The organism is Phormidium tenue FACHB-1050 (assembly GCF_014696925.1).
Taxonomy (GTDB): domain Bacteria; phylum Cyanobacteriota; class Cyanobacteriia; order Pseudanabaenales; family Pseudanabaenaceae; genus Pseudanabaena.
This window is the reverse complement of record NZ_JACJQY010000012.1, coordinates 57614-70732: the sequence shown is the minus strand read 5'-3', so window position 1 is coordinate 70732 and position 13119 is coordinate 57614. Positions and strand designations below refer to the sequence as shown.

The window sequence follows — 13119 nt, the reverse complement described above, 5'->3', positions numbered from 1 at the left end:
TTATTGCTTAGTGCGGCGAATCCGCACCATCAAAAATCCATTAAAACTTAGAGTTAGCATTGAGATTTTTAGACTGTTCTAAAGCCATAATCTGTTTCTGGACGGAAGGAGAATACAAACGGAGATAGTTCCAATAGTTACCTAAAACCTTGGACACATAATCTCTAGTTTCGTCATAGGGAATATTATTGACGAACTCATCGGGATCGCCTACGCCCCTTGCTTCCACCCATCTGCCCACTGCCCCAGGCCCTGCATTGTAGCTAGCTACCGCCAGCATCGAGTTATTGCCATAGCGACCATGAGTATAGTCTAGATACCAAGTTCCAAAATTGATGTTATCTTCTGGTCGATCAAGGTTATAGCTATTCACGCCCTTTTTGCTAGCAATCCATGAGCCTGTATCTGGCATAATTTGCATCAAGCCGATCGCTCCAGAACGAGACCGAATTTGTGGCTCAAAGCGAGATTCTTGGCGCATTAAACCGATGACTAGGGCAGGGGAAAGCTTGCGTTCATTTGCCCAGTTGGAAATTAAATCCCAATAATGGAATGGATAGAGAGAATGGATATAGGCAGGATGCTGCTTCAGTTGCACTATTTCTGCTTTTTGAGCATTGGAAACATCAATCCAATTCAGACTTTCAAGAGTTCTGATACCCATCAGGTTATCTTGATTGGCGACCCTTAATACACCATCCGTAAAGATTTCCTTTGGTTCCAGATTACGCTTACCACGCAATTCCGTTAACCATTGCGATCGCGCATCCCGATCTAGACCGAGAATATATAGCTCTTGTAGTTTGGCTGATCCAGCAGGCAAAGGCTGTCTAGCACTGGGTAAAGCGATCGCGGGTGCAACATACCTTGCTGTGGTAAAAGTACCGACATTCCAACCGAGCGAACTTGCCGATCGCCACGCATAGTAAGAATCAGGATGTTGACGGATGGTAAATTCAAATAAAGTCTTGGCTTTAGCTTTATCACCAATTTGATTAGCCCATTTACCAGACCAAAAGCTTGCCTCAGCCGTGAAGTCACTGTTAGGACTATTGGCAATCAATGCGTCAACTGTGGCGATCGCATTCTTTATTTGTCCACTTCTTGCTTGCCCCTTGGCAATGCGCCAACGCAATTCTCCCGCATCGTTGCTACTACCATAGCGACTTAATAATAGATTGCGAACATCGCTAGCTGCTTTAGGACTTCCAAGTTTATCTTGCAAAATTGCAGCCTTAATCCCTAGAGCTTCCCCTGCGGTATCAGGATAATTTGCGACAATGCGATCTGTAGCGGCGATCGCTGCTTGGGGTGAGTCAATTTGCGTAATCCGAATCAGAGCGCGAGGCGCTTGGGGACTTTTGGGAAACTGCTGAACAACGCGATTGTAAGCAATGATCGCCGCATCAATTTGTTTGCCGCGATGGAGACTACGCGCGTAATTGTAAGCAGTGCTGGGATTGACTGTGGCGCGACTATAAGCATTGGCAGCTTTGCCAAATTCAAAATTATTGTAATAGCCCTCAGCGATCGCCCACCATTGATCGGCTGTCAGTGATGGTGAACTCGCCACTAGACGATTTAAGATTGGCACAATCTCTTTAGAATCACTAAAATAAGTCGCCAGATGCACCATCAAATCAACTCGATTTGGTGTTTGTGCGTGTAGACGCAATGCAACTTGTTGAGATCGGGGATGAGATGGAAAGTTCTGTAAAAGCTGTTGATTTTGTCCAAGAGCAAACATTGCTTCGGCGGACGCAGGACTATCAGGGAATTTAGCTAAAATTTGTTGCCAAGTTGCGGTTGCCGATGGGAGATCGCGGAGTTGGGTTTGCGCCTGTGCGCGTTTGAGCAGAACGTAATCAGCCAAAATTGGATATTCTGTTTCCAATTTATCAAGGGCGGCGATCGCTTCACGGGGCTTACGGTTGTTGAGATGAATATCCGCAATCACCATCCGAGCGCGAACACGGTCAATATCGGTATTACCAGAACTTTGCTGTTTCGCCTGCGTTTCTAGTTTGGCAAGTCTCTGATCAATAGGGGTATAGGTTAGTGGATCAAAGGATTTGTTATCTCGGCTATTTGCTAGGCTAGCGTTCAATGTCAGATCAGACTCTGAAGAGGCTGTGATTAGTGGGGCGCTAGCTCCTGCTAATGTAGCACTGAGCATAAGCACGATTGACCAACGCATTAATTTTCTCATCCCGATACGTTCTTGATGCTGAGCATCCTAACATTTTTCACAGGTTGACTTATAGCACTTTTAGCATGAAAAGAAACGACGCAAAGCGTCGCTTCTTTTTTATTTTATATTTTAGGCTTTGGTTTTCTCAAGCACAAAGTTACTAAGCGAGCGCTGCACCGACACAATCGGAATTTGGGAGATCGCCTCCGTTGCAAAGGCATAGGTGAGCAAATTCGCCGCACTTTCAGCATCGATCGCCCGACTTTGGAGATAGAAGATTTCTTCGGCATCTAATTGGCTAACCGTTGCACCGTGAGCGCATTTGACATTATCCGCAAAAATCTCTAACTGCGGTTTGGTATCCACTCGCGCCTTGCCAGATAGCAACAGATTACGACTTAGCTGTGCAGAGTCTGTTTGTTGAGCAAGCTTTGCAACTTGAATTTTGCCATTAAAAACAGCATGGGAACGTCCATCGGCAATGCATTTATGCAACTGCTTACTCGATCCGTGCGGATAGTTATGAGAGATTACAGAATGAGTATCGGCAAGCTGTTCACCATCAAGAAAGGCTAGCCCTGTGAGCGAAGTCTCCGTTTGTGCTGCCATCTGTTGCACAATCAAGTTCTGACGAGAAATTTTTGCGCCAAAGCTAATTGATTGATTTTTATAGACGCTATTTTTGGCTTGAGCGATCGCGGTGGTATTGATATGAATCGCTTCATTACCTTGTCTTTGCACCTTCGTATGATTGACCTGAGCGCCTTCTGCTAGCCAAACTTCCGTCACCGCATTAGTGAAATAGGCTTGATGATTCTCACCCACAAAAGTTTGCACAAAGGTCAATTCGCTATGGGATTCCGCAATTACCAAACAACGGGGCTGGGTAATTAAAGCTGATTTTCCTACTTGGGGAGCAGAGATAAAAATCAATTGCACAGGATTATCAACCACCAGATTCTTAGGGACGAGAATAATGGCGACATCTTCCATGCAAGCTGTATTGAGACTCGCAAAATAATCATTAGCATCGGGATGCTGTGCGAGGTGCGATCGCAACTTCGGCAAAATGCGATCGCCAAGGGTGGCTAATGTGCCAATAACCAAGCCTTCAGTTACATCGCTAGCATCTGATAAATCATTGCGATACTTCCCATTCACAAATACCAGACAATTTCCTAAGGATTCTGGTGCAATACTATTGGCAATTAAGGCTTCAAGGTTAGTGCTACGAGAAGCAAGCACTGGTTGATTGGCAAAAGACAAACTACCTAATACCGAAACATCGGCATATTTCCATTCTTCGTCTTTTGTGGTGGGGAAAGCAAGGGTTTCTAGGCGATCGCTAGCCAATTGACGCAGTTTGCCCACAAAATCACTAGTCTCCTTATCAGGACTAGCAATATCGGAACTTAGCCCCACAACTTGAGCTACAAATTGTTTACTATTTACAGCCAACTTACTGCGCGTACTTAACGCATCCTTAAATTCTGCTTGATCTTCTAATTGTTCAGAAACTTGAATAGCCATTATGCCAACACCGCCTCTTCTTCTTTGAGCCAGTCATAGCCCTTCTCTTCTAGCTCTAGAGCTAAGTCTTTATCTCCAGTCAAGATGATCTTGCCATTTTCCATAACATGGATAAAGTCAGGAATAATGTAATTGAGCAATCGCTGATAGTGGGTAATGACTAGGGAAGAATTATGAGGTGTGGAAAGCTTATTTACACCACCCGCCACAATCCGCAAAGCATCAATATCTAGCCCTGAATCAGTCTCATCCAGAATTGCTAAAGTAGGGTCAAGAATAGCCATTTGCAAGATCTCATTACGCTTCTTTTCGCCACCCGAAAATCCTTCATTGACACTACGACTCAAAAAGCTAGGATTCATTTCTACGATTTCCAACTTTTCTTGAATAAAGTCATCAAAATCAATAATATCTAACTCTTCTAAGCCCTTGTGCTTTCGTAAATTGTTATAGGACAAACGCAAGAAATCAGAATTAGTTACCCCTGGGATTTCCAATGGATATTGAAAAGCTAAAAATATTCCTTCTCTAGATCTAATTTCAGGTTCTAAATCCAAGAGATTTTTGCCCTTATACCAAATTTCACCACCTGTGACGGTATAGGCAGGATGTCCCGCCAATACCTTGGAGAAAGTACTTTTGCCTGATCCGTTCGGCCCCATAATTGCATGGACTTCGCCAGCCTTAATTTCGAGATTTAATCCTTTAAGGATCTGGACTCCATCCACTTCCGCAGTCAAATCCTTGACCGACAAAATCACTTCACTATTTTCGACAATCATCTCTTTTCTTTTAACAGTTAACTTCAATTGTAATGCTTTTCGGATTACATACTGACATATTCATCTTCAAAAACTTCTTTCCAAGTTAGCGAAGAAATATTTGATTTACAACCCATCTCAGCTTCGGCTTTACGCTTTGCTTTGATCAAAGCCTGATCCCAAAGCGATTCGATAAACTCACGATTGAGACTAGGCATCTCTTCTTGACTTTCCTCGATCGCATCACGCGCATCAAGAATAGAAACAATCCAACTACGACTGCGCTTATTTGGTTGGGTCTGCCACTTAATAATATGCATCATTAAGCGAATTAATTGACTTTTAAGAGCTTGACGTTCTGACCTTGACATTGCCTCAACTAGTGCATTCAGTGCAGCTTTTGCTGCTTCTGTTTGTCCTTGCTGGAGCAAAGATTGAGCAGCTTCTGCGGTTTGAAAATGGGAGTTAATTGCCATCATCTTCCAGTCTGTTTGAAGATTTATTTTAGGATTTGCTAGCATTTCCACACCTCCATAGTTTTAAACCGTAGTTAATAATTGCATCGCACGTTTCAATATTTCCGACTGATTTATCATTTTACCAAGGGCGATCGCATCATACGCACCACCAAATGCCTCTAATCTCGCATTGTCTAAAGCGCGATCATATGCCTCGTAAAGAATTTCTTGAAGTTCGCGATCGCTTAAATAATTACCACCAGCCTTACGCCGTTTGTTAGTACGTTGAATTGAGAAAATAGCATTACGGATTGACACATCCCAAGAACTTGTAGAACGCTTTTCGGCAGACTGCTTGATTAGATGTAGCAAGAGAATCACAGCATAACTTTCAATTTTATTAATCTTATCGTCTTTGCTCATCTCTTCTAGCTCATCGATCAGCATCAGAGCAGATTGGGTATCTCCTCTCAGAATTAGCGATCGCAGTTCTATGAGTTCTTCCATAATCTTGTAACATACAAATAAAGTTGACGCTTCGCGTCAACTTTATTTTAGCCCACGCTATTCTCTAACTTCAGAGCCAAAAGCTTATCTGCCTCAACTGCAAACTCCATTGGCAAAGCGTTAAATACTTCCTTACAGAAGCCGCTAATAATCATTGAGACTGCATCTTCCACCGCAATACCGCGTTGTTGGAAATAGAAGAGTTGCTCTTCGCCAATCTTAGAAGTGGAAGCTTCATGCTCAACTCTGGCGGTATTATTTTGGACTTGGATATAGGGGAAAGTATTTGCCTGTGAGCAGTCACCGATCAGCATTGAGTCGCATTGAGAATAGTTTCTTGCACCTTCTGCTTTTGGCGAAATCTTCACCAAACCACGATAGCTATTTTGGGAACCACCTGCGGAAATACCTTTAGAAACGATTTTGCTGCGGGTATTTTTGCCGATATGCACCATTTTCGAGCCTGTATCAGCCTGTTGTTTGTTATTTGTCAGCGCAACCGAGTAAAACTCACCAACGGAATTTTCGCCGACTAAGACACAGCTAGGATATTTCCAAGTGATTGCCGAGCCAGTTTCTACTTGAGTCCAAGAGATCTTAGAATTCTTGCCTTGGCACAAGCCCCGCTTGGTCACGAAATTATAAATTCCGCCTTTGCCATTTTTATCGCCAGCGTACCAGTTCTGCACGGTGGAATATTTTACTTCAGCGTCATCGAGGGCGACGATTTCGACCACAGCAGCATGGAGTTGATTAGTGTCAAACATTGGTGCTGTGCAGCCTTCAAGATAGCTAACATAAGCTCCTTCTTCGGCAACGATGAGAGTACGCTCAAACTGTCCAGAATCGCCATTATTAATGCGGAAATAGGTGGACAAGTCCATGGGGCATTTCACGCCTTTGGGGATGTAGACGAAGGAACCATCACTAAATACGGCGGCATTGAGTGCGGAGAAGTAGTTGTCAGCGATCGGGACAACGCTTCCTAAATATTTTTTGATGAGTTCGGGGTATTCATGCATCGCTTCGGAGATCGAGCAGAAAATTACGCCGACTTTGGCTAAATCTTTTTTAAAGGTCGTCGCCACGGAAACGCTGTCAAAGATCGCGTCAACGGCAACATTGGCGAGACGTTTTTGTTCATTCAGGGAAATACCTAACTTCTCGAAGGTATCCAGCAATTCGGGATCAACCTCATCAAGGCTTGCCTTTTTCTTGGACTGCTTAGGTGCGGAATAGTAGACGATATCTTGATAATCGATCGCTGGATAATCCACATGCGCCCAAGTCGGTTCTTGCATCTTTAACCATTGGCGATACGCTTTGAGGCGAAATTCCAGCATGTATTCTGGCTCATTTTTCTTAGCCGAAATCATGCGGACGACATCTTCGCTAAGCCCGCGAGGAATCGTGTCCGACTCAATAGACGTAACAAATCCGTATTTGTATGGTTGGTTGACAAGTGCTTGAACCGTTGCAGTCATGTCAGTTAAGGCTCCTAATAGTTGATGTGTAAATTTAATGCTTCGTATTAAATTTACGGGACTAAAACAACTTGCTTGTTTCTTTACTCATTGTACGGTACATTAGCAACATACAAGTTGTCAAAGTCAATTTTTTTATAACTTTACAACTTCAACACATAATCATGGTCATTAATATCAAGCAAAACCCAAGAGAAAATTGCGATGCGAAGCATCGCAATTTTCTCTTGGGTTTTGCTTATATGATCAATTGCTCGAATTGCCATCAGGAGCTTATTTCATGAAAACTCCCATCGGCGTTGCTGAGATCATTACGCCAAACCTAAAGCTAGATCCTAAAGATCATCAGTTAAATACAAGCGTAGATAAAAGCGATGCCAAGCCTGAAACTAAACATGACACTAAGCAAGATATTTTGCAGCATTTGCTAAAGCGTGGCGAAGTGACCGCCCAAGATTTGGCAGATCGGCTGGATATTAGTCCCCAAGCAATTCGGAAGCATTTAAAGGATTTGGAGGCTGAGGGACTGATCTATCACACTGCTGAGCAGGTGGGCATGGGTCGTCCTCAATTTATTTACGCTTTAACAGTGGCGGGACGCGATCGCTTTCCCGATAGCTATAACCAGTTTGCCGTAAATTTCTTAGATACGCTGATCGATACATTAGGCAAAGAACAAGTATCTGAGGTGTTGCAAAAGCAATGGCAACGCAAGGCGCAAAATTATAAATCGCAACTTGGAGGAGGTTCGCTAAAACAAAGACTAGAGAAATTAGCGGAGATCCGCCGTTCTGAAGGCTATGTAACGGAATGGTTTCCTGTAGAAGGGAAAAATCAAAGTTTTATTTTTACGGAATATAACTGTGCGATCGCCCATGTGGCGGAATCTTTTCCCAGCGTTTGTGGGCATGAATTAGAAATGTTTGCGACGGTACTAGATTGTCCAGTGGAGCGAACTCACTGGATGGTTGATGGCGAACATCGTTGTGGATATTTAATTCGAGAGCAAGGTGTTAGCTGTTAGCGGATAACTTCACAAAGAGAGATGATTTCGATTAGCATAGATATTAGTAGTTATGGTTTATAGAGAATGTGACATTTTGCGTCATATTCCTTAACCCTAGTAGTTTTGAGATAAATCAAGGAAAAAATATGAGTTTAACTTTAACCAGAGATAATGTTGAGAATGTTCTTGATGAATTGCGGCCCTATTTGATGTCTGATGGAGGCAATGTAGAACTTGTGGAAATCGAAGGACCAATTGTGAGATTACGTTTGCAAGGTGCTTGTGGTTCTTGTCCTAGTTCAGCAATGACTCTCAGAATGGGTATTGAACGCAAGTTAAAAGAAGAGATTCCTGAAATTGATGAAATCGAACAAGTTTTTTAAGTTTCTTAGCTACTTACAAGCAAAATAAATAGAGTCGGCGCGAAGCGCCGACTCTATTTATTTTGGTCGGACAAATCTAAACCAGATAAGTGGCGGCGTTTCACGCCGCCACTTATCTGGTTTAGATTACTATAGTCTCAATCATGCGATTAGCTTGGGAGCCATAACCTCCCCCAAAGAGATTGAAATGATTGAGAATGTGATAGAGATTATAAAGAGTCTTGCGCTGTTGATAGCCTGAATCCAATGGATAAGCTACTTGATAGGCTCGATAAAACTGCGATGGGAATCCACCGAATAACTCGGTCATGGCAAGATCAACTTCGCGATCGCCAAAATATAAAGCAGGATCAAAAATCACAGGTTCCCCATTGACAAAAGCAGCATTGCCCCCCCAGAGATCACCATGCACCATTGAAGGCTGGGGTTGGTAATCATCAAAAAATCGCGACAGAGCCTTATAAACTTTTTCTTCGGGAATATTACTGCGCCAACCTTTGCGTTTAGCCAAATTAAACTGAAAGGCAAGCCGATATTCAATCCAAAAATCAAGCCAACTATGAGTCCAGTTATTAATCTGTGGCGTTGCTCCAATCACATTGTTACGTTCCCAGCCAAATCCGCGATCGCTAGTTACTCGATGCATCGCCGCCAGATTTTGACTCATCGCTTCCCAATCTTGACGATCGCCTAAGTCAAGATTTTCCATTACTAAGTAAGCCACATCATTAGCGATCCCCCAACAAATTGGCTGTGGCACGCGAATTGTTTGGGTAGCATACATTTGCTTGAGGGCGATCGCTTCAGCAACAAACACATCTAAATAGTTAGCGGTATTAGACTTTACAAAAAATTGCCGCCGACCATCGGATATTCGAGTTGCTTGATTGATGCAGCCGCCAGATTGAGCTTGACGGCGATCGCTGATAAAGCGCTCTCCCGTTGCTTGCGAAATGGCGATCGCGATTTCATCCCACATAATTTTGTCCACAATTCGGTAGAGTTGGAGAGATCATTCTCAATAAAACGTAACCCTAAAATCTAGAGACGGTTCGTATACTGAGAACTAACACTATTAATTGATTGATTACAGTAAATTTCGATAAGCCCAAATCCAAATTTTTTAGAAGAGCGACGCAAAGCGTCGCTCTTCTAAAAAATTTAGGATTGTAGTACAGCCTTAAAAATTATCCTAAGTTGGTGAAATATGATGAATGACATTGGTAAATACCGCTTTGTTTGTACCCTCACCCTCAGTGATATTTTGGGTCAGGTAATTGTCTGGTTAGGCGTAATTTTTGCGGCTTTAGCATCAGCGCTTTCGCTAATGAGTAAGCCCATTTATTCTTTTGGGGCAGTGGGTTTGATTGTGGTAACTTCTCTCCCTTTTTTACTCTTCACGTTCGTTACGACATTATTTAATCACATTGATATTGTGCCTCTAACAGAAGAGGAAATCAAACAAAATAATTCCAAAATATCAGGTGTCCGCAAAACTGCAATCAAAGCTTAATTTGAGTGCAATTTGCTACAAGAAGAGTGGGCGCTTAGCGCCCACTCTTCTTGTAGCAATTCTCAAAAAACCGATTTTGTTGTTTCCAGCGCCTTTGGCGCTGGAAACAACAAAATCAGTTTCATAATGGGAATTGCTACACTCTTTTAGTTACTGTAGACAATATGAGCATTGTTTGCTAAACCATTAGCTAAGAATTTAGTAAAGAGGTTTTAACTACTGTGCGTCAGATTAATTTTGTAGTCTTTTTTATTGTTGCTCTTGCTTTAGTCCTGTTTGCCTTAGAAAATACGTCACCCGCATCGATCCAAATCATCCCTCAGCTTAAAGTCGCTGCTCCGATCTCCGTCGAATTGATCTTAGCAATGGGGTTAGGTGCAGTTTTAGCTTGGATATTTAGCGTCTGGTCGGGATTACAAAAATCGATCGAAATGCGGAATAAAAATGTGCAGATCCAGAATTTGCAAGAAACTGTGCAGAATTTAAGCGTGGAGATTGAGGAGCGTAAGCGCTTAGTTTCCGCCTCAGCGATCGATGTTGAGATCGATGAAGACAAGTCTAAAAACTAAAATAAAGGGCGCAGATGCGCCCTTTATTTTACTCAAATTAGATTTTCTGGCTATTTCATCGCAATCGGTGATATTTTTAAACATCCGCTTCTTGTAAGCTCCATGACCCTATCGATCGCTGAATCAGTTACCAAAGATGCCATTGCCCTCCTCATTGATCTTGCAGAAAGAGGCGAGATTGATCCTTGGGATGTGCAGGTGATCGATGTAGTCGATCGCTTTTTGTCGCGGTTAATTGTCAGCGATCGCCGCGATTTATATGATTCAGGTCAGGCAATGCTCTACGCATCGATGTTGGTCTTACTCAAAGCCAACTCCTTGTCGGATATGCAATCAGCCTATGAGCAAGAGGCTAATACCGATGATGAACAGGGTGAATTAGATGAAGAGATTGTCACCGACTCAATGCGCTTGCCCACGGATTTTGATAAACGGTTGCGCCGCTTGCCTGTGGCTTTGCCGCCAAAGGCGAGACGGATCACCCTAGAAGAGTTAATCGCGCAGATTGAGGCGATCTCTGAAATTGTTGATCGCAAAACTAGTAAACCCACCAAACGCCCAAGCCAAAGCAAAGTTGCGCGTAAGGCTGCCATGAAGGCGATCGCGCAGCTAGCGCACAAAGAAAATTTATCGGAAATGGTGGAGGAGATTGAGCGTTATTTTTTGATGCATCCTGATGAAGAGATTGAGATATCTGATCTAGCAGCAGTATTTAATGATCGGGTGGGTGTATTTTGGGGCTTATTGTTAATGTCTTCTCAATCCAAAGTTGAGTTATTTCAATCAGAGTTTTATGGCAAAATTCAGATTGTGCCAACGATCAAATCACCAACGATCAAAGAATTGCCATTTCCTAATAGTTCAGCTAATTCCACAATAGACTCTACTCAGTTACAATTGAAATTCGCTGAATTAAAAGAAGTTTCGTGAAACATCTAATTTTGTCTGACTATCATCGTCCTCAACACTTGATTAAGAAATTTTTTGTGGGAGTAGGTGTAATCTTCCTCAGTCTAACTAGTCATGTGTCTTTGTCTTTAGCGCAGGTAAACAGCACTATTTATAAACCAACTGCGATCGCTAGTGGTGTAGACGTGAATGATATTCTTACGGATAAAGATATTCCGACAGGTCAGAAAGGGTTTGCCCGAGACTACATAATTAATGTTCAAAAAGATGAGCGTTTGGAAATAGCAGTAAACTCTGGAAATTTTGATACGGTATTGAGTCTGTTGGATAATAAAGGTGAAGTTGTTGCCGAAAATGATGATGCTGTCGGTGATAGCACCAATTCACTGATCTTTTTTAAAATACGTCAATCGGGAAATTACATTGTTAGAGTTTCGTCTTTTGGGGGGAGTAGTGGCGGTAAGTTTACGCTGAGAGTCAATAAGCTCCAAATCCTAAAATAGTTGCGGTGCTTTGCACCGCAACTATTTTAGGATTATGATGCTTCATCATTATCCATAAAAGGTTTTTCATGGGCTGGCTTAATAGTTCGCCAAATGTAATCACTATAGTCTTTGCCATCTAGTAGAGAGAACAAGATCGTGTGATTTTGGCAGGTTAAAATATGCTTTGCCATCTCTTTACGATCGCCTCGGTCAGCAATAGCAATAATCCTCTCAAAGTCAGCCTTGGCAGCATCTTCAATTTGTTGATATTGAGCGATGAGGTTTGCCTTAGTTTCTTTTACCCAATTGTAAAACTCGTCGGGAACTCGCTCTAAAATATCCTCAAAGGGAGTTTGATCGCGCAACATTTCCCAAATTACTTTGCTAGTAACTTGAGTCAGTACACGATGCAATTTCACATAATCAGTAAACTTAAACTTCAGTCTTAACCCGCTGGCAAAGCGAATTACGAAGCCCTCTTGGTTCTGATTATTGAGGCTTGCGATCGCTTCTAGATCTTTTAAGCCATCATACTTTTTCGCAATTGGGAATCCCAAATGTTGAAACGACTCAATGGCATGTTCTGTTCCCGATGCAGTTTCAATTACTGCCAATAATACCAAACCTTCAAAGTCTCCATAATCGACGACTATGCGATTAGCAGGATAGACAATCTCAAATAGATAGGTTAGCGATCGATCTAGTAATGGAATTGCGTTGGAGTACTGTGATATCAAGATTTGGTTGGCTTTAATGGCTTGGTCAGAGTTAAAGCTGCCTCTAGAAGCGATATAGGGTTGATCTTGATACCAATATAAAATCCCCAAAGAGCCATCTATCTTCTCATACACATCAAAAGGTTCTGCGGGAATAGCTTCTTTATGTTCTTGCAGATTAAAGAATTTGGATAAAGGTCGAGCAGCGATCGCTCCATCACGATTAAGAATTAATCCTCGACATTGAATCGTTTCAGGAGTCCATAGGCGATCGTACTGCGCTTTGGCTGTGTAGTTATAGATAAATAGCTCACCACTAGAATGAGGGCGTTTGGTGATATATCCTTCAGTAATTAGTTGATCGATTTTCTCCAAATTGATGGCACTCATTCTATAGTCCTTAATAATTTTAAATTATCGCAATCATACGATAGGGAGAATTGCTAATTTTCAGCACCGCAGGTGCTGAAAACCTTGAAATCGGTTTTGATGAAAGTCAGCCGTCGGCTGACTTTCATCAAAACCGATTTTTTATAATGAGAATTGCCGAGAGAAGAGAGACAAAGTATTCCTCTTCTCTTTTTACTATATAATCAAAGCAATCAAA

The 13119-nt window shown here is 42.3% G+C and carries 14 protein-coding genes; 6 read left to right on the top strand and 8 right to left on the bottom strand.

The genetic code is table 11. The annotated features are described in order from the left end of the window. Positions 1 to 40: 40 nt before the first annotated feature. The 6 genes from H6G05_RS09930 to sufB all read right to left on the bottom strand — a co-directional run bounded on the left by H6G05_RS09930 (position 41) and on the right by sufB (position 6931). Entirely contained in the window at positions 41 to 2209 is a 2169-nt protein-coding gene (locus tag H6G05_RS09930; RefSeq protein ID WP_242025381.1) for a lytic transglycosylase domain-containing protein, read from the bottom strand. A gap of 111 nt (positions 2210 to 2320) precedes the next feature. Next, positions 2321 to 3721 (bottom strand): Fe-S cluster assembly protein SufD, encoded by a 1401-nt coding sequence (sufD, locus tag H6G05_RS09925; protein WP_190578022.1) that lies wholly within the window; start codon positions 3719 to 3721, stop codon positions 2321 to 2323. Beyond that, positions 3721 to 4503, bottom strand: a complete 783-nt coding sequence (gene sufC, locus H6G05_RS09920; RefSeq protein ID WP_190578021.1) for a Fe-S cluster assembly ATPase SufC — start codon at positions 4501 to 4503, stop codon at positions 3721 to 3723. The genes sufD and sufC overlap by 1 nt, the downstream gene beginning before the upstream one ends. A 44-nt stretch (positions 4504 to 4547) precedes the next feature. Continuing rightward, entirely contained in the window at positions 4548 to 5003 is a 456-nt protein-coding gene (locus H6G05_RS09915; RefSeq protein WP_190578020.1) for a DUF29 domain-containing protein, read from the bottom strand. 18 nt (positions 5004 to 5021) lie between these two features. Next, the gene (locus tag H6G05_RS09910; protein WP_190578019.1) at positions 5022 to 5447 is read right to left on the bottom strand and encodes a DUF29 family protein; all 426 of its coding nucleotides are present in this window, start codon (positions 5445 to 5447) and stop codon (positions 5022 to 5024) included. A gap of 47 nt (positions 5448 to 5494) precedes the next feature. Further along, positions 5495 to 6931 (bottom strand): Fe-S cluster assembly protein SufB, encoded by a 1437-nt coding sequence (sufB, locus tag H6G05_RS09905; RefSeq protein WP_190578018.1) that lies wholly within the window; start codon positions 6929 to 6931, stop codon positions 5495 to 5497. 280 nt (positions 6932 to 7211) lie between these two features. Between sufB and sufR the strand changes: the two genes are divergently transcribed. Both sufR and H6G05_RS09895 read left to right on the top strand, forming a co-directional pair. After that, positions 7212 to 7955: an iron-sulfur cluster biosynthesis transcriptional regulator SufR gene (gene sufR, locus H6G05_RS09900; RefSeq protein WP_190578017.1), complete on the top strand. Its 744-nt coding sequence runs from the start codon at positions 7212 to 7214 to the stop codon at positions 7953 to 7955. A gap of 128 nt (positions 7956 to 8083) precedes the next feature. Next, a complete protein-coding gene (locus tag H6G05_RS09895; RefSeq protein WP_094536202.1) occupies positions 8084 to 8320 on the top strand; it encodes a NifU family protein in 237 nt (78 codons plus the stop codon). A 121-nt stretch (positions 8321 to 8441) separates the two neighbouring features. On the opposite strand, the gene H6G05_RS09890 is transcribed toward H6G05_RS09895, so the two are convergent. Continuing rightward, positions 8442 to 9299, bottom strand: a complete 858-nt coding sequence (locus tag H6G05_RS09890; protein ID WP_190578016.1) for a fructosamine kinase family protein — start codon at positions 9297 to 9299, stop codon at positions 8442 to 8444. A 231-nt stretch (positions 9300 to 9530) separates the two neighbouring features. Between H6G05_RS09890 and H6G05_RS09885 the strand changes: the two genes are divergently transcribed. The 4 genes from H6G05_RS09885 (at position 9531) to H6G05_RS09870 (ending at position 11814) form a co-directional block, all read left to right on the top strand. Further along, complete coding sequence (locus H6G05_RS09885) at positions 9531 to 9833, top strand: hypothetical protein (RefSeq protein WP_176453218.1); 303 nt, start codon at positions 9531 to 9533, stop codon at positions 9831 to 9833. A gap of 221 nt (positions 9834 to 10054) precedes the next feature. Beyond that, positions 10055 to 10402, top strand: coding sequence for a lipopolysaccharide assembly protein LapA domain-containing protein (locus H6G05_RS09880; protein ID WP_009627360.1), 348 nt, complete (start codon positions 10055 to 10057; stop codon positions 10400 to 10402). Between the two features lie 102 nt (positions 10403 to 10504). Continuing rightward, positions 10505 to 11332 carry a segregation/condensation protein A gene (locus tag H6G05_RS09875; RefSeq protein ID WP_190578015.1) on the top strand — a complete coding sequence of 276 codons (828 nt, stop codon included), beginning with the start codon at positions 10505 to 10507 and terminating at the stop codon, positions 11330 to 11332. Next, the gene (locus tag H6G05_RS09870; RefSeq protein ID WP_322096346.1) at positions 11329 to 11814 is read left to right on the top strand and encodes a PPC domain-containing protein; all 486 of its coding nucleotides are present in this window, start codon (positions 11329 to 11331) and stop codon (positions 11812 to 11814) included. Before H6G05_RS09875 ends, H6G05_RS09870 begins: the two co-directional genes overlap by 4 nt. Before the next feature lie 32 nt (positions 11815 to 11846). On the opposite strand, the gene H6G05_RS09865 is transcribed toward H6G05_RS09870, so the two are convergent. Next, positions 11847 to 12902: a T4 RnlA family RNA ligase gene (locus H6G05_RS09865; RefSeq protein WP_190578014.1), complete on the bottom strand. Its 1056-nt coding sequence runs from the start codon at positions 12900 to 12902 to the stop codon at positions 11847 to 11849. Positions 12903 to 13119: the final 217 nt, after the last annotated feature.